This is a genomic window from Halalkalibacter kiskunsagensis (assembly GCF_037027555.1).
GTDB lineage: Bacteria > Bacillota > Bacilli > Bacillales > Bacillaceae_D > Halalkalibacter > Halalkalibacter kiskunsagensis.
In genome coordinates this window covers 195,667-217,594 of sequence record NZ_JAXBLX010000002.1, presented here as the reverse complement: position 1 = coordinate 217,594, position 21,928 = coordinate 195,667, and the positions used below count along the sequence as shown (strand labels likewise).

18 protein-coding genes are annotated in these 21,928 nt (G+C 37.2%); 12 read left to right on the top strand and 6 right to left on the bottom strand.

What is annotated here, in order from left to right:
• Nucleotides 1-173 precede the first annotated feature (173 nt).
• Both putP and SLH51_RS02210 read right to left on the bottom strand, forming a co-directional pair.
• Nucleotides 174-1,700, bottom strand: coding sequence for a sodium/proline symporter PutP (putP, locus tag SLH51_RS02215; RefSeq protein ID WP_335958773.1), 1,527 nt, complete (start codon nt 1,698-1,700; stop codon nt 174-176).
• A 313-nt stretch (nt 1,701-2,013) separates the two neighbouring features.
• Nucleotides 2,014-3,585 carry a sigma-54 interaction domain-containing protein gene (locus SLH51_RS02210; protein WP_335958771.1) on the bottom strand — a complete coding sequence of 524 codons (1,572 nt, stop codon included), beginning with the start codon at nt 3,583-3,585 and terminating at the stop codon, nt 2,014-2,016.
• A 402-nt stretch (nt 3,586-3,987) separates the two neighbouring features.
• Between SLH51_RS02210 and SLH51_RS02205 the strand changes: the two genes are divergently transcribed.
• From SLH51_RS02205 to truA, 4 genes are all read left to right on the top strand, one after another.
• Complete coding sequence (locus tag SLH51_RS02205) at nt 3,988-4,905, top strand: proline dehydrogenase (protein WP_335958769.1); 918 nt, start codon at nt 3,988-3,990, stop codon at nt 4,903-4,905.
• 58 nt (nt 4,906-4,963) lie between these two features.
• Entirely contained in the window at nt 4,964-6,259 is a 1,296-nt protein-coding gene (locus tag SLH51_RS02200) for a Glu/Leu/Phe/Val family dehydrogenase (RefSeq protein WP_335958767.1), read from the top strand.
• Nucleotides 6,260-6,272: 13 nt separating this feature from the next.
• Entirely contained in the window at nt 6,273-6,383 is a 111-nt protein-coding gene (locus SLH51_RS24635; protein ID WP_472779948.1) for a biotin/lipoyl attachment domain-containing protein, read from the top strand.
• A 613-nt stretch (nt 6,384-6,996) separates the two neighbouring features.
• The gene (gene truA / locus SLH51_RS02195) at nt 6,997-7,734 is read left to right on the top strand and encodes a tRNA pseudouridine(38-40) synthase TruA (protein WP_335958765.1); all 738 of its coding nucleotides are present in this window, start codon (nt 6,997-6,999) and stop codon (nt 7,732-7,734) included.
• 155 nt (nt 7,735-7,889) lie between these two features.
• On the opposite strand, the gene SLH51_RS02190 is transcribed toward truA, so the two are convergent.
• The 3 genes from SLH51_RS02190 to SLH51_RS02180 form a co-directional block, all read right to left on the bottom strand.
• Nucleotides 7,890-8,252, bottom strand: coding sequence for a DUF2188 domain-containing protein (locus tag SLH51_RS02190; RefSeq protein ID WP_335958763.1), 363 nt, complete (start codon nt 8,250-8,252; stop codon nt 7,890-7,892).
• Nucleotides 8,253-8,414: 162 nt separating this feature from the next.
• Nucleotides 8,415-10,151 (bottom strand): ABC transporter ATP-binding protein, encoded by a 1,737-nt coding sequence (locus SLH51_RS02185; RefSeq protein ID WP_335958762.1) that lies wholly within the window; start codon nt 10,149-10,151, stop codon nt 8,415-8,417.
• 169 nt (nt 10,152-10,320) lie between these two features.
• Nucleotides 10,321-10,908: a TetR/AcrR family transcriptional regulator gene (locus tag SLH51_RS02180; RefSeq protein ID WP_335958760.1), complete on the bottom strand. Its 588-nt coding sequence runs from the start codon at nt 10,906-10,908 to the stop codon at nt 10,321-10,323.
• A 197-nt stretch (nt 10,909-11,105) separates the two neighbouring features.
• On the opposite strand from SLH51_RS02180, the gene SLH51_RS02175 reads away from it, so the two are divergent.
• The 3 genes from SLH51_RS02175 (at nt 11,106) to SLH51_RS02165 (ending at nt 14,911) form a co-directional block, all read left to right on the top strand.
• Nucleotides 11,106-12,023, top strand: a complete 918-nt coding sequence (locus tag SLH51_RS02175) for an ABC transporter ATP-binding protein (RefSeq protein WP_335958758.1) — start codon at nt 11,106-11,108, stop codon at nt 12,021-12,023.
• Nucleotides 12,023-13,630 carry an ABC transporter permease gene (locus tag SLH51_RS02170; RefSeq protein ID WP_335958756.1) on the top strand — a complete coding sequence of 536 codons (1,608 nt, stop codon included), beginning with the start codon at nt 12,023-12,025 and terminating at the stop codon, nt 13,628-13,630. The genes SLH51_RS02175 and SLH51_RS02170 overlap by 1 nt, the downstream gene beginning before the upstream one ends.
• A gap of 351 nt (nt 13,631-13,981) precedes the next feature.
• Entirely contained in the window at nt 13,982-14,911 is a 930-nt protein-coding gene (locus tag SLH51_RS02165) for an aminoglycoside phosphotransferase family protein (RefSeq protein WP_335958754.1), read from the top strand.
• Nucleotides 14,912-14,960: 49 nt separating this feature from the next.
• On the opposite strand, the gene SLH51_RS02160 is transcribed toward SLH51_RS02165, so the two are convergent.
• Nucleotides 14,961-16,268 carry an ATP-binding protein gene (locus SLH51_RS02160; RefSeq protein WP_335958752.1) on the bottom strand — a complete coding sequence of 436 codons (1,308 nt, stop codon included), beginning with the start codon at nt 16,266-16,268 and terminating at the stop codon, nt 14,961-14,963.
• A gap of 203 nt (nt 16,269-16,471) precedes the next feature.
• Here SLH51_RS02160 and SLH51_RS02155 point away from each other — a divergent pair, with 203 nt between their 5' ends.
• The 5 genes from SLH51_RS02155 (at nt 16,472) to SLH51_RS02135 (ending at nt 21,924) form a co-directional block, all read left to right on the top strand.
• Nucleotides 16,472-17,302, top strand: coding sequence for a PRD domain-containing protein (locus tag SLH51_RS02155; RefSeq protein ID WP_335958750.1), 831 nt, complete (start codon nt 16,472-16,474; stop codon nt 17,300-17,302).
• A gap of 222 nt (nt 17,303-17,524) precedes the next feature.
• Entirely contained in the window at nt 17,525-18,895 is a 1,371-nt protein-coding gene (locus SLH51_RS02150; protein ID WP_335958746.1) for a sucrose-specific PTS transporter subunit IIBC, read from the top strand.
• A 180-nt stretch (nt 18,896-19,075) separates the two neighbouring features.
• The gene (locus tag SLH51_RS02145; protein ID WP_335958744.1) at nt 19,076-20,032 is read left to right on the top strand and encodes an aminoimidazole riboside kinase; all 957 of its coding nucleotides are present in this window, start codon (nt 19,076-19,078) and stop codon (nt 20,030-20,032) included.
• Between the two features lie 2 nt (nt 20,033-20,034).
• Nucleotides 20,035-21,486 (top strand): sucrose-6-phosphate hydrolase, encoded by a 1,452-nt coding sequence (locus SLH51_RS02140; RefSeq protein ID WP_335958742.1) that lies wholly within the window; start codon nt 20,035-20,037, stop codon nt 21,484-21,486.
• Between the two features lie 213 nt (nt 21,487-21,699).
• Entirely contained in the window at nt 21,700-21,924 is a 225-nt protein-coding gene (locus SLH51_RS02135; protein ID WP_335958741.1) for a hypothetical protein, read from the top strand.
• Nucleotides 21,925-21,928: the final 4 nt, after the last annotated feature.

The following is a 21,928-nucleotide window of genomic DNA, read 5'->3' as shown; positions in this document are numbered from 1 at the left end:
GAAAAACGGTGGGAGCCGAGCTCCCACCGTTTTTAAAAGTGTACTAAAGTTTTAACGCAACCTAAAAGAAGGAATGAGAAAAAGGTAGATGGACGAGAGTTGCCAGGGCCAGTCTACCTTTTTGTATTAATAGTGATCAACTTTACTATTTTCTATCTACTATCTTAATTGTTTCATACAGATTTGTTATGTTCATGTCGTTGCTCACCCGAATGGTTAACCACTAAATTAAATTCTTCCTTAATTTCAAAGGATGGGTCTTTATCAATGAGGCTAACGATGACAATAGCAATCCATGCTAGGATAAATCCAGGAACAAGTTCATATAAGCCTATGCTATTTAACATTTTAATATTACCCCATAGAATAACGGTTAAAGCACCAGTTAGTATACCAGCTAGAGCTCCATTTTTTGTCATCCGTCTCCAGAAAAGAGAGAGGATAATAACTGGACCAAATGCTGCTCCAAACCCAGCCCAAGCATAAGAGACAAGCTCTAATACATTTCCCCCGCTTTTAGCTAATATGACAGCAAGAATCGAAATGAAAATAACAGAACCACGACTGACCCATACAAGCTCTTTTTCACTAGCATTCTTTCTGAAAATCTGCTTGTAAAAATCTTCGGCGACTGCACTTGAGGAAACTAATAATTGTGAATCGATTGTACTCATAATAGCTGCTAAAATGGCGGCCAGTAAGATACCTGCAATCCAAGGATTAAATAAGGTTTGTACAAGTACGATAAAAACACTTTCAGGATTATCTAATGGCACATCAAATTGTGTGATTGCAACGAGTCCTATCAATCCTGCGCTAATAAGAGAGAGGACAACCCATACGACAGCAATAAGCCTAGCTTTTGGAATTTCAGCAACACTTCTAATACTCATAAATCGAGTAAGAATATGAGGTTGTCCAAAGTATCCAAGTCCCCATGCTAGTAATGAAATGGTTCCAATTATACTAAATGAAGTTACGTTCGTTATCCATTGGCCATCTTCAATTCCAACAGATTTCATAATATCGAGCAAGTCAACGTTGACTTGTCCGATGCTACTCCATAGTCCTGTTAGTCCGCCGAGTGAAATAATGAATAAAGTAGGCACAAATATTAAAGCACATAACATTAAAATTCCTTGAACAAAATCTGTTAAGCTTACAGCTAGGAATCCGCCAAGAAAGGTATAAGAAACAATGACGATAGCTCCTATAAATAATGCCAAGTTATAGTCAATACCAAAAGCTTGTTCAAACAAGACAGCTCCCGCAACCATACCGGCGGATGCGTAGAATAAAAAGAAGACAATAATCGTTACCGCAGAAATAACACGTAACGTCTTAGTCGAATCTTTGAATCTACTTTCAAAATAGTCTGGTATAGTAATTGAATTTACAGCTTCAGTATATTTGCGTAATCGTTTTGCAACGAACTGCCAATTTAAATATGTTCCAACCGCTAATCCGATGGCGATCCACATTCCATTTAAGCCCGATGCATAGATAGCGCCTGGAAGACCTAAAAGTAGCCAACCACTCATGTCCGAGGCCTGTGCACTCATTGCTGCTACCCAACTATTTAGACTTCTTCCTCCTAAGAAATAATCAGAAATGGTATTTGTTCTTCTGTAGGTCCATAAACCAATACCTAACATTCCGATTAAATAAACAATAAATGTAATAATAGTGGCTGTATTCATTCAGTTCTTCACTCCTTTTCGAAAAATAGTGTAAAAATAGATAAACTGATGATTCCTACAAATGGAATAAAGATCCAAATCCATGTGGAAAATGAAAGGCTATAATCCATCAACATACACTCCTTTCTGTTTAATAACGTTTTCTTAATAATGGGGTTTATCTTTTACTTGCAATTTTTATGCCAATAATAATAAGTGGTGTTCTATAATAGTAACGGCAAAAATATAGACAAAAGTGTATTGGGTAATGTCTAAACTATTTAGAAAATTGACACAAATGAAAGAAAGTGGGAACTAGTCGTTCTCACCTTCTCTATCCTTTTAAATTATGCTTTTTTAGTTTGTTATATAAAGTGGCCCTTGAAATACCCAATAATTTCGCTGCGGCTGCCTTATTTCCAAACGTTTTTTGTAATGCATATTGAATCTCTTCTTCACTTTGACCGTTCAGTTTCTGTATTTCCTCGAATTGGATATTTAATGTATGAGGATTATTTTCTTTCACAAAATTCTTAGGAAGGTGATGCGGCTTAATCACTTCGTTATCGCTCGCCAAAATGATAATGCGTTCGATAATATTGCGAAGTTGCCGTATATTTCCCTGCCATGGGTGTTGAAGAAAGGTATACATAACTTCTGGATCGATTTCTGGGATCTGCATCGTGTATTTAAGAGAGAATTCCTTTAAAAATAATTGGATTAACTCAGGAATGTCTTCGATACGATCCCGTAATGGAGGAATAGATATTGAAATGACATTTAAACGGTAATATAAATCCTCCCGAAAACTTCCTTCATCAATCATCTTTTCTAGATCTCGATTTGTAGCAGCAATAATCCGTACGTCAGTTGGAATTGCTTTATTTCCACTAACACGATAATAATGCTTTTCTTGTAATACTCTTAATAACTTAACTTGTAATTCAAGTGGCATTTCTCCGACTTCGTCAAGGAAAATGGTACCTCCTTTTGCAGCATCAAATTTTCCTTTTTTCCCTCCTTTTACAGCACCGGTAAAGGCTCCTTGTTCATACCCAAAAAGTTCGCTTTCAAAAAGTGCGGTAGGAATTGCACCACAGTTAATGGCAACAAAGGGGTGGTTAGATCGTTTTCCGGCTTTATGTATTCCTTCAGCAAACAGCTCCTTTCCAACGCCACTGTCCCCAGTAATTAAGACCGCGGCATCTGTTTTGGCAACTTTATTTGCTAGATTAATAGCCTCTTTTAAAACAGGGCTTCTACCTTTAATTTTGCTGAAAGGAGATAGGTTCTGTTGGCTTTGAGTAGTGCTTTCTAAATCATGTAAATAGGCTGTTGTTGAAGCCAACTCATCATTTAACTTAACCATCTCCGTAATATCTCTTTCAATTGATATTCCTCCAACGACTTCTTTATCAACATAGACAGGAGATGTATTAATCAATACATGAACATTAGGGTGAGGCTGGTTGTATTTGTTTATAACCTCTTGTCGTTCTTTTATTGTTGACATTAGAACAATCGCTTCTTTTTCAAAAAAATTTGTAATAGATTGGCCATGCACCTCATTTAATGAAAGCCCGTACATTTCTTCTGAGATACGATTCAAAAATATGATATTTCCATTACAATCAACAGTTGTAACAGCAGCCTCAACCGTGTTAAGTAAAGTATTATAATAAGCTGTTGTCAGTTTCCATTGTTTAAAAACCTCTTTCATAAATGTTGAATTAGGAATCCATCCACAAACTTCATCATTTTCTCCTTTTATAGCAATATCTCTACCTTCTTCGATAAGATCAATGTCAGTTAAAAGAGTCGTATGCCTGTAAACGTCCATTTTATTTTTATCAAGGTCGCTTTTCCATGGCAGTGCTAATGTTTCAAGAGTCTTTTGGTGTTGCAAATTGAAAACCCCCCAACAAAATCAAGATTTTGTAAAATGTTTACATGACTGTATATGTTGGAATTTATTATAGACGTAATTGACTAAAAATTGTATATATTTTTTCAATAAATTTTTAGACTGTTTTGATTAATAGTCTAAAAAAGGTATTCGGTTAAAGTCCAAATATGACTTTGCTCCTTTTTAAAAAAGTTGTTGTAATAGTAAACTTTATTGAGTAAAACCAAAGGGTGATAACGTTTACAATGTTGTCTAAAGTGGATGTAATAGTAAACATAAGTGTATGGGTAACTAGGCTTAATTTTATAAACCCTTGAAAGACTTTAAAAAATTAATTGGCATGCATTTTGCATATAGAAGAGTAGCGAGAAAAAATCTAGCCTGAATACTGGAGGGATCAAAATGATTTTACATCAACCAATGAAATTCTTCTTTATGTTTCTTTCGCAAAACAAAGCAATGAATGTTGCCGCAAAAAGGTGGGGGTTAAAAATAGGAGCATCTCAAGTAGTAGCGGGAAAAGACATTGAGAGTGCAATTGCTAAAGTGAAAGAATTAAATAAACAAGGATTAATGTGTACAATTGACCATTTGGGGGAGTTTGTAGACAGTAAGGAAGAAGCAATAGAAGCAACGGAATACTGTATTAAGACATTAAATGCTATGGCATCTTCAGGTGTTGACTGCAATCTATCGCTTAAAATGACACAGCTTGGGTTAGATATTAGCGAAGAGTTTTGTTTGGGAAATATGCGGCGTATTGTTGGTACTGCCAAGAAGTATAACAATTTTGTAAGAATTGATATGGAGGATTCCTCACACTGTCAGCAGACATTAGATATTTTGAAAGAGTTGAGAAAAGATTATGACAATGTTGGAACGGTTATTCAAGCTTATCTAATTAGAGCTGAAGAAGACATTAGAAACCTAAAAGGCATTTCTCTAAGACTAGTAAAAGGTGCGTATAAAGAATCGCCTGAAGTAGCCTTTCAAGACAAAGTGAAAATCGATGAAAATTATTCCAACATCATCAAAGACCATTTACTAAGTGGAAGTTATACGGCAATCGCAACGCATGATCACCATATTATTGAGAAAGTGCTAACGTTTGTAAAAGAGAACGAAATCCAGAACAGTCAATTTGAATTTCAGATGCTTTACGGATTTCGGACAGATTTACAGTTAGAATTAGTAAAAAAAGGTTACAACATGCGTGTCTATGTACCGTTTGGACAGGATTGGTTTGGATATTTTATGAGACGTATGGCTGAACGTCCGCAAAATGTGGCATTCGCATTAAGAGGTTTACTTTCAAAATAAACAATCAGAATTATTTTAGTAGAAAATAGCTTTGTAGTAATCTTTCGAGGTGAATAAAATGAGGCTGTCCATAAAAGAAGAAGACAAGTTAGGGGAAGTAAATCTACAGCATTCTAATAATCTAAATCAATTACAGTCAACACAAATAATTATTAAAGAAGCTTTAAATACATTGGGGTATAAGAGTGAAGTTTTTGAACTGCTTAAAGAGCCACTTAGGATGCTGAGTGTTCGTATTCCAGTTCGCATGGATAACGGTAACGTAAAAATATTTACTGGATACCGCTCTCAACATAATGACTCAGTGGGACCAACTAAAGGAGGAGTTCGCTTTCATCCAGAAGTAACAGAAGAGGAAGTGAAAGCATTATCTATTTGGATGACTTTAAAATGCGGCATTGTAAGTATTCCATATGGAGGTGGAAAAGGCGGCATTATCTGTGATCCTAGGGAAATGTCCTTTGGTGAACTAGAACGATTAAGTCGAGGCTATGTGAGAGCGATTAGCCAAATTGTTGGTCCAACAAAGGACATTCCAGCACCCGATGTATTTACTAATTCACAAGTCATGGCTTGGATGATGGATGAGTACAGCCGGATACGTGAGTTTGATTCACCAGGATTTATTACTGGAAAACCTTTAGTTTTAGGTGGTTCTCATGGCAGGGAAACAGCCACTGCAAGAGGAGTGGCAATTTGCATAGAAGAAGCAGCTAAACGTAAAGATATAGAATTGAAAAAAGCGAAGGTTGTCATTCAGGGTTTTGGAAATGCGGGGAGTTACTTAGCGAAGTTTCTTATGGAGTCAGGGGCAAAAGTAGTTGGTATCTCTGATGCCTATGGAGCTCTTTATGATGAAGATGGATTAGATATAAATTATTTATTAGATAAACGAGATTCTTTCGGAACCGTAACTAATTTATTTAAAAATACAATTACCAACCAGGAGTTACTTGAACTTCCATGTGATATCTTAGTACCTGCAGCCATTTCCAATCAAATTACTGCTAAAAATGCCCATCGTATTAAGGCGGAAATTGTTGTTGAGGCTGCTAATGGCCCAACGACAATGGAAGCAACACAAATTCTTAGTCAACGAAACGTGTTACTTATTCCTGATGTGTTAGCTAGTTCAGGGGGAGTAATCGTCTCTTATTTTGAATGGGTCCAAAACAATTTAGGATATTATTGGTCGGAAGAAGAGGTTTCCACCAAATTAAAAACAAAATTAGTAGAAGCCTTTAACAATGTTATTTATACAGCTGATCTACACAAAGTCGATAATCGATTAGCAGCCTATATGGTAGGATCCAGAAAAATGGCTGAAGCTTCAAAATTTCGAGGATGGATTTAAGGAGGAGGTATTAGTGAATACTTACCGTCCAGTTGTTAGTGTTTCTAATGGAACGATTGATAAGGTATTCATTTATGAAAGAGCATATGTACATGAATGGGAACTTTCTAGTGGTTGTGACTAATAATTTTTCTGAATTTGACTGAATGTTTAAAAATACTGAATCCAATGATTGAAGATGAACTTAGCATAGTATTGTAACCCGAGTAATATTATTAACTATTGTTAGTAAACGCAGGTACTTAACACATGTGGAGTGTGTGGCAGTGTTAGAGCTGGAAAAATAAAAATTTGAAAGAGGAGTTCAGGTGATGGACTCCTCTTTGTGATGAATTTATTATGTTTGTTTTAAGGGCCTCTTTTATTTAGATTTTAGGAATCTCTCTAGTGGTAGTTTGAAAAATGAAAAAATACAACCAAAAAAGAATCTCTATAAAGCTCTAGGTCGTAATACATCTTATAGTCGAACTGCTAATATAACAAATATCGGTAACTTGAAGATAATTTGTGCAAGTTTAAAGATACCTTTTATACATATATTTGATTAAAGCTGGTTTAGAAGGTATATTCAGAGAAGGGTCAAGGGGACAGGTACCGCGACCCGTTTTTGATTAAAGGTTTAAAAATTTTGCATGGTGATGTTTAAATATATTGATGAATCGAAGTTACTGTCCCATTTACCCCTTTAGGGTTCTAAAATGAGTACAATCGAGTAATTAGAATTGAAGGAGAAAACTATGAACAATTATAAATTAACCATTCAATATGATGGTGGACGCTATAAAGGCTGGCAACGGCTCGGCAACAATGAAAATACAATTCAAGGAAAAATAGAAAATGTATTATCTGAGATGGTTGGAAAAAAGATTGAAATCATTGGATGCAGTAGAACGGATGCTGGTGTCCATGCACTTAATCAAATAGCTAATTTTAAGACTAATGAACACTGGAATGAAAAGGAAATTAAGGCTTATTTAAATCGATATCTGCCACAAGATATTAGTGTAACCAAGGTTACAACTGTTCCAGACCGTTTTCATGCTCGCTATAATGCAGGAGATAAGACGTATTTGTATAAGATTTGGAACGAGGACTATACGAATCCGTTCATGCGAAAACACAGTATGCATATTGAGGAGAAACTGGATATTGCACGAATGCAAGAGGCAAGTCGATATTTTTTAGGGGAGCATGATTTTACAGCATTTTCAAATGCGAAGTCTAAGAAAAAATCGATGGTGCGTATTATCCACTCGTTAGATATGAAGGAAAACGATGGATTTATCGACATTCGCGTACGTGGCAATGGCTTTCTATACAATATGGTAAGAAAGATGGTTGGAACGTTGATAGAAGTTGGATTAGGTGAAATAGAAGCCGAAATGATCCCGGATATTTTACAGGCAAAAGAACGAATACAAACAGGACGCCTAGCAGAAGCGGGTGGACTGTATTTGGAAAAGATTGAATTTTAGATAGAGAAGGACGGATGATAGAACAGATGCCTTTATCTAATGAAGAATGATCTAAAAGAAACCATTCTTACTCCGACTTCTTGGAGAAGAGTGGTTTCTTTTGTGATGAATAAACAGTTGGTACGAAAGGGATAGATGCTATTTTAGTTTACTACTTAATGTGCAAAGTTTTGTTGTCGTTCAATTGTTCCGTCTTGTTTGTGTATAACCAAGCTAGTTTCTTGATTGCTAGAAAGCGACTGAGCTTTTTGTAATGCTTTTGCTTTCGTATCAAATACATAACTTGCTTTCTCTGCATTTGCCCTTTTGATTGCCCAACCATTGGTGTGGGGGACTAAGTGATACTGGGACGTTTGTTCGCCTACCCACTTTTGCGCTTGGGTGATGGCTATGGCGATTGACCTTCCTTCCTCATAGCCTTCTTCAACGAGACGATTTGCTACATCAATTGCTTTTTGCTTAATTGGACCTTCAAGGTTTTTCATAGATTCAGGATAATTATTCATATTCCAAGCCATGACTAACACTCCCTTATTATTGTAATTATGGGTGTTTTCCCCTCTTTGGCGAGAGTTAAACATTATCATGACTTTTTGGTGAGGTTTGAGTTGAACACGATCGAATGAAAAAGAGAGGTGTTGCATACAATTGCGACACCTCGCTACTTAATTTATTCTCTTCTATGTTAATTGCTGCTGGGCAAATTCACGATACAAAGCATGTGATTCAACTAATTGTTGATGAGTACCGATACCTGTAATTTCTCCTTTTTCTATAAAGATAATGCTGTCAGCACCAACAATCGTTGATAAGCGATGGGCAATGACAAAGGTCGTTCGTCCTTCCATGAGTCGGGCTAATGCTTGTTGGACGATTCCTTCTGATTGACTGTCAAGACTTGCTGTTGCTTCATCCATCATAAGCATTTTGGGATTTCTTAAAAAGGCACGAGCGATCGCAATACGCTGCCGTTGCCCACCTGATAATTTCACACCGCGCTCACCGACTTCTGTATTTAATTGTTGAGGAAAATCCTTAATAAACTGATCAGCATAAGCCATTTTAGCAACTTCCCATAAGCGAGCGTCCGGAATTTGATCTCCGTTTTCTAAACCGTAGCAAAGATTTTCGCGGATGGTGCCTGCCATCATTGGGCTATCCTGTGAAACGTAGCCAATTTGAGTTCGCCATGACTTCATGGATAGATCTCTAATGGATCTATTACCAATGAAAATATCACCAGAATTAGGCTCATAAAAACGTTCAAGTAAACCAAAAATCGTCGATTTTCCGCCACCACTAGGTCCGGCAAAAGCAATCATTTGCCCAGGTTGGACATCAAAGGAAATCTTATTCAATACAGGTTTATCTTCGCTATACGCAAAGGACACGTCACCAATCTTTATAGGGAGGTTGGTGATATCAACTTCAAGTCCTTCTTGACCTTCTTCAACATCGAGATCAAGTATTTCAATGATCCGCTCTGTCGCTCCTTTTGCTTTTTGTAATTGCGTAAAGAACATAGTGAAGGAGGTAATTGGGAAAATAATTTGGAATAAGTAAAGCAAAAAGGCGACGAGAGAGCCCGTAGTCATCGAACCTTCAGCAACACGAATTCCTCCGTACCCGATGATGATTACGATAATAACCATAATAATAAGATAGATAAGAGGACCGATCATCGCAAAGATTCGTGCTTCTTTTAAGCCAAAAGACATTAACTTTCCAATGCCAAATACGCCTTTTGCCTCTTCTACGGTTTCAGCATTAGAAGCCTTCATTAAGCGGATTTCACTTAATGTTTGTTGAATACTTCCTGTAAAAGTAGCCGTTTCATCTTGTAAACTTCGAGAGATTTTTGCCATTTTCCGGCCAAGAGGCAGCATGATCAGTATTGTAATAGGAACGGAGATAAGCATTAATAACGTCATCTTCCAATCCATAATAAATAAGATAATAAGGGCACCAATAATTGTAATAATTCCTGTAATAAACTGTGGAAAATGTTGTGAGATTAAATCTTTCACAATTCCTGTATCATTCACGACACGGCTTACAGTCTCCCCGCTTTTCTTTTTGTCAAAATACCTCACGGGCAGGCGAATTAATTTAAACCACATTGCTTCACGTAACTTGGCAACAATTCTCTGACCTACATAAGCTAGTAAGTAAGTTGATAAGCCATCGATTAATGCTTGTACAATAAACACGATCCCAATGGCAACAATGAGTAAAGTGTTCAAAGACCCAACTGAAAACCCATCGACCATTTCTCTCGTTAAAAGTGGGATAGAAAGGCCGATAATCGTCGTAATAAGGCTACCTAACAAACCAATTGTTAGGGGTGATTTGGGGATATTCGTAGATAAAATAAGATTGATAAATGGCTTTAAACTATTTTTTTGTTTATTTCTCATGAGCTCGAGCTCCTTTGTAGATCGTTTTGTAGAATGGGAAACCTTCCTAGTGAAAAACAGTTATAAAGAGGTGTACTCCTTTAATAAAATTGAGAACAGTAAGAAAGGCTTAAGAGAATCTTTAAGAACCCCTTAAACCTCTAAGAGTAGATTAGATCAATCGATTCCATCAGTCCCTTCTCATTCCGACGATTCCGTAAAAGAATATATTCGTAATATCTTCTGTTAACGGCAATATCTTCTGATGGACATCCTCTCGTTGCATGTAGTCTTTTAACATTTGGATATAAAATAAAATTGCTTCATTCGATAAATTCTCGTCAATGTATCCCTGTTCTTTTCCTTCATTAAACAAAAGGGTAAAGTAAGGTATCGCCTTTTCAACATAGATCTTCTCAATATAATTACCTTCTGCTGAGTACTCTTTCATCATGTATTGGTAAAACTCCACATGAATTTGATTCGCTATTTTTTTCTTATTAAAAATAATTTTCTTTATTTTATCGGGGAATGGAATGTTATCATGTACGATTTGTTCAAAATCCCTTGAAGCTTTTTCGATGTAATAGAGAAATACTTCATGAATTAATGTATGTTTATTTTCGAAATAGTTATAAATAGTCACTTGTGATACGTTGGCATGTTTGGCGATTTCTGATATTGATACCTTCTGAATGCCATATTCCATAAATAAGGCTAGTGAAGCCTCTAATATATTTCGCTTCTTTTGCTCTTTGCGTCTTTGAAACCCATCCATTTCGTTCACCTCCCTATTAGTTTAATAAAAATTATGTAATATAACAAACGATATAGTTCATAAACTCTTGATATAGGGTGTAATTTTGTATATTATGAACTATATCAGTTAAAATATTTCATAAATTAGTATTGTAGTAACGTTCGCATAAGAATAAAGCAAAGAAAAAATGATGAATACATGGGGGAGGACCTGACATGACAATTGTAAAAACTACGAATGTAACAAAGAGGTTTGGGAAGTTTACTGCACTTAATGGTGTGGACCTAGAAGTCAATAGGGGGGAAGTTTATGGGTTCATTGGTCCAAATGGAGCTGGAAAGTCAACGACCATTCGAATTCTGCTTGGCATTTTAAAAGCGACTGAAGGGGAAGTGCAGATTTTTGGCAAGGATGCTTGGAAAGATGCAGTTGAGATTCACAAACGGATTGCCTACGTACCTGGTGATATTAATCTTTGGCCAAACCTAACGGGTGGAGAAGTCATTGATTTATTTATGAAATTACGTGGGGTGAAACATAACAATCGTCGTGAACAATTAATTCAAAAATTTAATTTGGACCCATCGAAAAAGTGTAGAACGTATTCAAAAGGAAACAGACAAAAGGTAGCATTAGTTGCTGCTTTTGCGTCTGATGCCGATTTATATATTTTAGATGAGCCGACTTCAGGTCTTGATCCATTAATGGAAAAAGTGTTCCAAGATTGTGTCATTAATGCCAAACTTGCAGGGAAAAGTGTACTACTTTCGAGTCATATTTTATCAGAAGTAGAAAGGTTATGCGACAAGGTAGGGATCATACGTCAAGGTCAAATGATTGAAACAGGAACGTTGGATGAGCTACGACATTTAACAAGAACAAGCCTACTAGTTGAGACAAAACGACCAATTCAAACGTTATATGACTTAAAAGGGGTCCACGATATTAAGGAAGTAGATCAAGCGCTCTCCTTTCAAGTTGATGCAGAAGAACTTGATGCGGTTATGCAGCATGTTAGTCAGTTTGGGCTAACTAAGCTAGAGAGTTCACCACCTACATTAGAAGATTTATTTATGCGTCATTATGAAGGGACTGGAAACATTTCAAAAACAGGAGTGGGAGGTGAATTATAATGCGGAAACAGCTGTTCAGTCAAACAGGAACACTGGCTAGTTTCATTATCCGTCGTGATCGTATTCGTCTACCGATTTGGTTAATCTCTTTCTTATTAATTACGATCGTAACTGCTTCGGCATTTACAGGCTTATATTCATCTGAACATGAAAGACAAGCGATTGCTGAAACAATGAGGAACCCTGCAATGACAGCGATGGTTGGGGTTGGGTATGGTTTAGATAACTATACGGCTGGCCCGATGATGGCTCATCAAATGCTTTTATTTACAGCAATTGTTGTGGCAATCATGAGTACTTTACTCGTTACACGTCATACACGTGCAGATGAAGAAGATGGTCGAATTGAGTTAATACGTTCACTCCCTGTTGGACGACTGTCAAATGTGAGTGCGACTATCATTGTGATGGTTAGTGCAAATGTGTTATTAGCCTTATTAATCGGTTTTGGGTTAGCTAGTCTTCAAATTGAAAGTATAGATTTAAAAGGTTCCCTTTTATACGGAGCTGCTTTAGGGGCTACCGGTATTTTCTTTACAGCGATCACCGCTCTTTTTGCTCAACTGTCTGAAAATTCTAGAGGGACGATTGGATTTTCATTTATAGTATTAGGAGTCGCTTATCTTATTCGTGCAGTTGGTGATGTCAGCAATGAAACACTTTCTTGGTTCTCTCCTTTAGGATGGATTTTAAAAACAGAGGCATATGTAAATAATGTTTGGTGGCCAATTATTTTAACAGTCGGATCTGCAATAATCGTGGGTATTATCACCTTATTTTTAAATAAAATTCGCGACTTAGAATCAGGATTTTTCCCATCTAAACCAGGTCGGAAATATGCATCACGCTTGTTACAAAGTCCATTTGGTCTTGCTTTTAGACTCCAAAGAACGGGCATTGTTGCTTGGGCGATAGGAATGTATGTATTAGGATTATCTTACGGCTCTGTATTTGGTGACTTAGAATCATTTTTTTCAAATAATGAAATGATGACAGAGATGTTATCACCAGTTGAGGGTTTATCGTTAACGGAACAATTTCTAGCGATACTCATGTCTGTCATCTCGATGATTTGTACGGTTCCAGCTTTAATGTTTATGTTAAAACTAAAAGGCGAGGAGAAAAAAGAACGTACGGACCATTTATTATCGCGAGCGGTATCTCGCATGAGAGTAATGGGAAGTTATTTCATTATATCAATGTTTTTTGGTTCTATGATGCTATTCCTTGCTTTACTTGGGTTGTGGTCAGCGTCTACTGCAGTAATGGATGAGGCCATTTCATTTTCTGCGATGTTAGAAGCAGGTATGGTTTATTTACCGGCTATGTGGATGATGATTGGGTTAGCTGTGTTGTTTATTGGATTACTCCCACAGTTTACAGGCTTTTCCTGGTTGTATTTAGGTTATTCATTTCTAGTCGTATATTTAGGTGGATTGCTGCAATTTCCGGAATGGATGAGGAATCTATCACCATTTGGCCATGTGCCACAAGTGCCGGTAGAAGAATTGAACGTTTCAACTGTTCTTATGTTGACATCTCTTGCAGCAATTCTAGTTATAATAGGATTTATCGGATATAGAAAGCGCGATATTGTAGGGCAATAATACCTATCTTCTGCGAAAAAAGGTAACGGACTGAAATAGTTAAACGTACAATAAGGCATAAATCCTGGAAAGTGTATTGATTCTCAAAGGGTGTACCGAAGTGGTTATTTAGGAAGGCACTGAAAAGGTAAAACTGAAGGCCACTGAAAAAGTCCTTTTTAGCAGATTCGAGGAAGTAGCAATGGCTCCACACGTTGCGCGGCTGCTATGAGAAACCCACTCATAGCAGTCTTTAAAACAAAGCAACGGTTCCGCTCATTGCTTAGAGGCCACGTTAATTACTTTTCTATCAGTCTTAATATAGTATTTGACTCATGTAGACGATTGAAAGATACGGAGGTGAAGATCAACATGAAATTACAAGAGCACTTTGTTCAGTCTGTTCGTTTGTATTATAAAGCCAAAGGAGAAGCTTGGTTGCAGCAGTTGCCGAAGCTTATTCAATACTGTGAACAAAAATGGTCCATTAAGCTGAAAGAACCTTATTTTCTTTCCATCAATTACGTTGCTCCAGCTACAATGGAAGATGGAACAGAAATAGTAGTGAAGATCTGCATACCAGATGAAGGCTTTTTAAATGAGCTAGAAGCATTACAGCTATTTGCGAATGATAGAATGGTCTCTTTAATTGATTCAGATAAGAGATATGGGATTATAGTATTGAAAAAGCTATCACCTGGTCATACTTTAGCTGAAGTAAACAATGATGAGGATGCTTGCTATATCGCAGCCCATTTAATAAAGGCAATAACGAAACCTGCTCCTGTACATACGAGAATTCCTACAACTGGATCAAGAGAAGAACAATTGCGACAACTCGTTTATGTAAATCCAAATGGAGTAGGACCGATTTCTCAACAAACGTTAGATCAGGCACTCAGAATTTTTACATACTTACATCAAACGACAAAATTTTATAAACTCCTTCATGGTGATTTTCACCATTATAATGTGCTCGCATCTGAAAATGGAACTTGGACGGCAATTGACCCAAAGGGCTTAATTGGGGAGGTTGAGTACGATCTTATTCAATACATGTTGAATAAGCTACCAGTTCATAACGCTTATGACGTAATAAAAAAGCGAGTAGAGATTTTTACGGAAGAACTTCATTTAGACAAAGAGCGACTTCTTCTCTGGGGTTATTGTCATACGGTATTAGCGACGGCCTGGACTGTAGATGAGGATAGATCGTATAACACGCAATTTTTTGGGGGCATCGAGATTTTTGAAAAGCTTTATAAAGCTAATTTTGGTGATGTTACTTATTTAACTAGTTAGTGCTTACATGAGAAAGGAGCGTTCTTATAAACGCTCCGAACATGGAATGTTAGATCGATAATGGAAAGGTTATAATGACGTCAGTGCCTCTACCAAGTTGACTATCGATATGAATGTCACCTTTAAATTGATCAACGAGTTTTTTGACCATATATAACCCAATTCCGGAACCGCTTTTATCGGGATTTACTTTTCCATACTTTTTAAATAGCTTATTTACTTGGTCCATACTCATACCAATTCCCTGATCTTTGACTTGAATGATCAATGAATTATCGTAGGAGGAAACACAAAAAGAAACGACTGATCGCTCTTCACTATATTTAATCGCATTGCTTAAAAGATTTGATAACACGAGCTTTAACCCGATCTTATTAGCAAGTATTTGTTCGCTTCCTTTGATATTTACTGTCTCTTGAAGAATTTGATGCTGTGTCCGCGCTTTAATAGACATAAATTCAATGACTTCACGAATAACTGGAAGTGGATCAATGATCTCTTTTTTCCATAGTAAGTCTTTAGAAAGCATTTGTTCTGTTTGAATAATGTGATTCATCTCATGATCAATGACGTCAACGTAATCGTGTATATCCCTCATTCTTAAAAGGTTCTCCTTACTTAAACCGGACTCTTGCTTCATAATAACCGAGCAATAAGCTTTAATGACAGTAAGAGGGTTGCGAACTTCATGTGAGACGACATGAACAAAATCTAGCTTTTGTTTATATAAATCCATTTCGGATTGCAATTTGCTCTGAACAGATAAGGAAGGGAAAATCACTGTCTTGTTCGAATGTTCATATAGGCTTGAACGAATTAGTTCTTTATCTGTCATTAAATATTCATGATTGCGCATCATATTCATATGGAGGGAAACTGTTATTGAGTTAGCTGGGTAGGCACAGACGGATACAAGTCCAGCGTCATTTACAGTGCTATCGGCTTCATCTTCAAATTCCTTTAGTTTAAGGTCTATATCGCTTTGCTCTTTCCAGTCGACATGTGCCCAAGTTCGAATCGGAAGATCATCGTTAAAAAAAGGATCGATAAGTTCCTGAAAATGCAGGAGAATATTATTTGTGTGAAAATCACCGTACACTCTATAAAAGTCAAAATTATTTATGTAATGGACCATGGATAATTTTTCTGAAGAAAGATGGTGCTTTAGTCTTTCTTCTATGAGAAGGTATCTCTCTTTGCTATCAATGACAATAAGATGATGGTTCTCTTCAATGCCACTAACGATATAGGATACAGCGTTGTCTACATAACATTCTATATCCTCGTATACATATAAAATATGCCCGCCATTGGATAATTCTATAATTTCATTTAGTTTCACAAATTCCATTTTCATATTATTGGCCCCTATAAAGATCGTTTACTGTAATTTAACCCGCAATCTTACATCAATTATAACGGGAATACGTTTTGCTTTAAAGGCAAAGGGCTTTTTATTTCAGTATAAGGCATAGTTCTTAACTTTCTATTTATAAGAAGGGAGGACGTTCAATTCATGGTAAGATGTAATAACATAAACAATATCATTTTGACCGGGGGATGAGTATGCGTATTTTTCGAATCTTAAACAATAATGCTGTAGTCGTCATTGACGGACCAAACGAAAAGATCGTAATGGGAAATGGCATTGCTTTTCAAAAAAGAAAAAATGACGTTATTCCGAAAGATAAAATAGAAAAGATCTTTGTTTTACACGAACAATCATCTGAGAAGTTTCAACAGTTGCTAGCTACATTACCTGAGGCACACATAAATCTTGCAGAGAAAATCATAAGTTATGCGGAAGGCCATTTAAAGGAACCATTAAATGATCACATTCATGTTGCTTTAACGGACCATCTTTCTTTCGCATTAGAAAGATTAGATCAAGGATTTACGATTCAAAACAAACTAACGAATGAAATTAAGCTTTTATATAAAAAGGAGTTTGAAATTGGATTATGGGCTAAAGAAGAAATAAAAAGAGATCTCGGAGTTGATATTCCTTTAGATGAAGTTGCTCATATTGCTCTTCATATTCATACAGCCAAATTAGGTGGACACTCAATGAGCGACTCTATGACAAAAGCGACGATCTTACGTGACTTTATTGAAAAAGTGGAACAAACAATGGCAATTGAAATAGAGGAATCGAGTATAAATTACCAGCGTTTAATTACGCACTTGCGTTTTGCCTTAAATCGGATCGAGCAAGGAAGTGAATTTGAACCAATTGATGAAGATATGCTGAATCTCATCAAAATAAAATATCAAACTGCTTACGAATGCTCTCAATCTGTCGCACAATACTTAAACGAAGAGTACGGTATTAGCTTTCCTCCTTCAGAAATCGCCTATATTTCGTTACATATTCAACGGTTGATGAAATAGAGAAAATTGCCAATAGGATTTTGTCGTTGTATGTTGACGGTAACGTTTACATCATGTAAGATAAGAGCAATGAAAACATTATATCGTAGGATTGTAACTGGTAAAGCAGGCAAGACCTAAAATGTATAAAGCGACATAGGTAGTTCGTCTTTGAACTACCTATGTGTACTTTATATATTTTAGGTCTTTTTTATATTATAAAGTTTGTAGGAGGGAAATATCATGAACCATCGTGAAGTTGCTAAACAACTTGTCTCACTACTAGGTGGGAAAGAGAACGTCGTTAGTGCGACACATTGCGCGACTCGTCTTCGTCTTGTTATTTCAGATGAAGGTCAAATTAACAAAGAAGCGATTGAAGAATTAGACGGGGTAAAAGGAGCATTTTCTAGCTCAGGTCAATTCCAAATTATATTTGGAACAGGAACGGTAAACAAAGTATTTGCTGATTTTGGTCCTCTTGTTGGCGTGTCCGAAGAGGAAGAGAAGGCACCAGCTTCTCATAGTGATGCGGCTAAAAGAAAAATGAATCCTTTTGCAAGGTTCGCTCGTACGCTTTCGAACATATTTGTTCCAATTATTCCTGCCATTGTTGCAGCAGGTATGTTAATGGGTCTACTTGGAATGATGAATACGTATAACTGGGTTGACCCAGAAAGTGGCCTTTTTGTCATGCTAGATATGTTTTCATCAGCGGCCTTTATTATCCTGCCGATCTTAATTGGATATAGTGCAGCGAGAGAGTTTGGTGCAAACACATACTTAGGAGCTGTTATCGGTGGAATTATGACACATCCAGCGCTCCTTAATCCGTGGGGTTTATCGAATGCTGAACCATCAACATTAGACTTTTTTGGGTTTGGTGTGGAAATGCTAGGGTACCAGGGAACAGTTATTCCTGTTTTGTTAACTGTGTATGTTATGGCGAAAATTGAAAAAGGGCTAAGAAAAGTGATTCCAAATGTTGTTGACTTGCTATTAACGCCTTTTTTAACTGTTATTTTAACTGGTTTCTTCGCTCTATTAGTGATTGGTCCACTCGGACGAGCACTCGGCAACGGGATTACAACAGCGTTAGATGCCATTTACGGCACAGCTGGCCCGATTGCAGGACTTATCTTTGGAGGTCTTTATTCAACGATTGTATTAACAGGGGTTCACCATAGTTTTCACGCGATTGAAGCAGAATTACTTGCTCAAATCGGAGGGAACTATCTATTGCCAATTTGGGCAATGGCGAATGTAGCACAAGGGGGAGCGACGCTTGCTGTATTCTTTAAAACAAAAAATAAGAAAACAAAAGGAATCGCTCTTCCTGCATCTGTTTCTGCTTTCCTTGGAATTACAGAACCAGCCATCTTCGGTGTGAATTTGAAATACCGTCGTCCGTTTATTGGAGCTGCCATTGGAGGATCTCTTGGAGGAGCGTATATTGTGTTTGCTCAAGTAATGGCTAATGGGATTGGGTTAACAGGAATTCCGATGTTTGCAATTGCGAAAGACCCAATAAACTACGGAATTGGTTTTCTTATCGCAGTAACAGGTGCTTTTGTTGCAACTCTTCTACTTGGTTGGAAAGAAGAAACAAAATAAGTGTGATTTCTATTGATGATCTATTACAATGGAGAGGGTACCTCTTATCCAAGGATCTGCTTCCTATTAGATATAAATTGGACAGACCTTACTAGAGATACTCTCTTTGTTTTATGATTTTTTTTTGTTATTTAGGAAAGGATCATTATAGAAGGAAACTGACATGGGAGGAACATGATAATGAAAAATGGAATTATTTCTTTAGGGGAAGCACTAATTGATTTTATACCATTGGATCAGACCAACACGTCCTATCAAAAAAGTCCTGGTGGAGCTCCGGCTAATGTTGCTGTTGGATTAGCTCAATTAGGGATTAAGTCAACGTTTGCAGGTAAGGTTGGGGATGACGTATTAGGCAGATTCCTACGTGATACACTCAAGCAATACGGAGTACAAACGAATCGAATGCTCTTAACGCCAGATGTACGGACGGGTGTTGTCTTTGTTACTAATGCAGAAGACGGAGAGCGAAGCTTTGACTTTTACATAGATCCAAGTGCAGATCGCTTTTTAGAAGCTAACGAGATTGTGGAGGATGATTTTGAGAATCATAAAGTTTTGCATTTTGGCTCAATTTCAATGATTAGCTCCCCTGCAAAAGAAGCGACGCAACATGCCGTGCAAGTAGCGAAAGAAAAAGGAATGATTGTTTCCTATGATCCGAATTTACGCTTAAGTCTTTGGGATTCAAAAGAGCAAGCACAAGAAACGATCAAATCTATGCTCGCTCATGCTGATTTTCTAAAGATATCAGAAGAAGAGTTGGAATTTATTACTGGGGAAAAAGACATTACAAAAGGTGTAGAAAAGTTAAAGGAATATCGTATTCCGTTACTGATTATTACACTAGGAGCAGAGGGGAGCTATGTCTTTACGTCAGAGGGACATAAACATGTGCCGGCTTTAAAGGTAAAGGCGATTGATACGACCGGTGCTGGAGATGCATTTGTCTCAGGCATGTTGTATTCATTGCATGAATATGAAGGAAATATCAAGACCCTTTCACTTGAAGAGGCTGTTCGAATGGCTAAGTTTGCTGCGGTGTCGGGCGCGTTAGCTGCTTCAACAAAAGGTGCGATGACAGCACTACCTACTCTTGAGGAAGTGCGAAAACACCTTTTAGGAAGTAGGGGATAACCATGAATAAGGATGAACAACTAAGGAACAAAGCTTATGATGAAATAGAAAAGCAGAAGAAATTAGTCGATCAGGATCCTTATCGCTTGCATTACCATATTATGCCTCCAGTCGGATTATTAAATGATCCAAATGGCTTCATTCAATGGAACGGAACGTATCATCTTTATTATCAGTGGATGCCGTTTAAAACAGGGCATGGAGCAAAGTTTTGGGGACATTATTCATCAACAGATTTAGTGAATTGGAAGCATGAAGAAATTGCATTAACCCCTTCTGAGTGGTATGAGAAAAATGGCTGTTATTCAGGAAGCGCGATTGAACATGACGGGGAAATGTATGTTTATTACACGGGGAACGTGAAAGATGAGAATGGGGACCGAAAGACGTATCAATGTCTTGCTGTTTCAAGTGATGGCCTTCAATTTGAAAAAAAGGGACCCGTCGTCGAATTACCATCACAATATACCGCTCATTTTCGCGACCCAAAAGTTTGGAAGCAGGACGGTCAATATTTTATGGTTGTTGGAGCTCAAACGACAGAATTAAAAGGGGCTGTTGCTCTGCTTCGTTCAAACAATTTAGTTGATTGGACACATATTGGGATTTTAACAGGTGGAGGAACAGGAAAACTTGCTGATTTTGGTTATATGTTTGAGTGTCCCGATCTGTTTTACCTCAGCGGGTTGGATGCACTGATTTTCTCTCCTCAGGGACTAGAGGCTGATGGAATGAAATATCAGAATGTGTATCAAGCTGGGTATGTAGTTGGAACATTTGATGTAAAAGCAGGTACATACGAACATGGTGAATTCGTTGAGTTAGATCGAGGCTTTGACTTTTATGCTCCTCAAACAACGGAGGACGAATCGGGGCGCAGATTACTGTTTGCGTGGATGAGTGTCCCTGACCAAGATGAACAAGACCATCCGACGATTGAACATCAATGGTTACATAACATGACCATCCCTCGTGAATTGCAGCTTGTCGAAGGGAAAATCTTTCAACTACCAGTGCAAGAGATGGAGAATTTAAGAGTAGGAGCCGCAATCGAACATGAAGTTGAAATGGAGAATGAATCCGTACAGCTTAAGGGTGTGAGTGGAAAGGCTGTTGAATTGATTTTAGAGGATATTGCTGTTTCAGACGGCTGTTTCGATCTCTCAATCGGAGGAGCGGCTAGAATAGCGTATTCAAAAGAACAAAAAATCTTCACGCTTGAAAGACAAAGTTACGTTGATGGTGTAGTCGAAAAACGTCAATGTCAACTCGATACATTATCCTCTTTACATTTATTTATTGATACATCTTCTCTTGAAATCTTTATTAATGGAGGCGAAGAAACGTTTACTGCTCGTTTTTACCCAGCGCCGGATAACGAAACAATACGATTCCAAGCATCAAAAAAGAGCAACTTTAAAATCAAGAAATGGGAACTGGCTAAAGTCTTTTAAGCATTGCTGTAAAGGCAACAGTTGAAGAAAACCACTTTGGAGTATGTAACAATACTCCAAAGTGGTTTTTGTGCTTGTAAAACACTTTTGTAGCAACTTAATCATTCCAATGATAACTCCTCCATTTCTACCAATATCTTATAAAAATAAACATAATTTATTTGATTATGCGAAAGCTAAATAAGAAGAGAACTTTATTAGGTGGGTGAACCTATGGAAGAGTTGATCGATCGATTATTCGGCTTCTTGCCTGTCAAGTTTACATTTTGGACTGGTGTGGCAACATTACTGCTTATCTTAACTATACAATTTGTTAATAGGTGGTTAAATCAAATCTTGAAACTTCCTTGGATGAAGGAAGAAAATCAGCGCCAACGAACCAAGACTATGCAAAGCGTCAAGCAAAATAATAATAAATCCAATAATGGGCAGGGGTGAATCG

What these genes read in the sequence shown, in the direction of transcription:
- putP (WP_335958773.1), bottom strand. Translation starts at nt 1,700, where the DNA reads ATGAATACAGCCACTATTATTACATTTATTGTTTATTTAATCGGAATG.
- SLH51_RS02205 (WP_335958769.1), top strand. Translation starts at nt 3,988, where the DNA reads ATGATTTTACATCAACCAATGAAATTCTTCTTTATGTTTCTTTCGCAA.
- SLH51_RS02200 (WP_335958767.1), top strand. Translation starts at nt 4,964, where the DNA reads ATGAGGCTGTCCATAAAAGAAGAAGACAAGTTAGGGGAAGTAAATCTA.
- truA (WP_335958765.1), top strand. Translation starts at nt 6,997, where the DNA reads ATGAACAATTATAAATTAACCATTCAATATGATGGTGGACGCTATAAA.
- SLH51_RS02190 (WP_335958763.1), bottom strand. Translation starts at nt 8,252, where the DNA reads ATGGCTTGGAATATGAATAATTATCCTGAATCTATGAAAAACCTTGAA.
- SLH51_RS02185 (WP_335958762.1), bottom strand. Translation starts at nt 10,151, where the DNA reads ATGAGAAATAAACAAAAAAATAGTTTAAAGCCATTTATCAATCTTATT.
- SLH51_RS02180 (WP_335958760.1), bottom strand. Translation starts at nt 10,908, where the DNA reads ATGGATGGGTTTCAAAGACGCAAAGAGCAAAAGAAGCGAAATATATTA.
- SLH51_RS02175 (WP_335958758.1), top strand. Translation starts at nt 11,106, where the DNA reads ATGACAATTGTAAAAACTACGAATGTAACAAAGAGGTTTGGGAAGTTT.
- SLH51_RS02170 (WP_335958756.1), top strand. Translation starts at nt 12,023, where the DNA reads ATGCGGAAACAGCTGTTCAGTCAAACAGGAACACTGGCTAGTTTCATT.
- SLH51_RS02165 (WP_335958754.1), top strand. Translation starts at nt 13,982, where the DNA reads ATGAAATTACAAGAGCACTTTGTTCAGTCTGTTCGTTTGTATTATAAA.
- SLH51_RS02160 (WP_335958752.1), bottom strand. Translation starts at nt 16,268, where the DNA reads ATGAAAATGGAATTTGTGAAACTAAATGAAATTATAGAATTATCCAAT.
- SLH51_RS02155 (WP_335958750.1), top strand. Translation starts at nt 16,472, where the DNA reads ATGAGTATGCGTATTTTTCGAATCTTAAACAATAATGCTGTAGTCGTC.
- SLH51_RS02150 (WP_335958746.1), top strand. Translation starts at nt 17,525, where the DNA reads ATGAACCATCGTGAAGTTGCTAAACAACTTGTCTCACTACTAGGTGGG.
- SLH51_RS02145 (WP_335958744.1), top strand. Translation starts at nt 19,076, where the DNA reads ATGAAAAATGGAATTATTTCTTTAGGGGAAGCACTAATTGATTTTATA.
- SLH51_RS02140 (WP_335958742.1), top strand. Translation starts at nt 20,035, where the DNA reads ATGAATAAGGATGAACAACTAAGGAACAAAGCTTATGATGAAATAGAA.
- SLH51_RS02135 (WP_335958741.1), top strand. Translation starts at nt 21,700, where the DNA reads ATGGAAGAGTTGATCGATCGATTATTCGGCTTCTTGCCTGTCAAGTTT.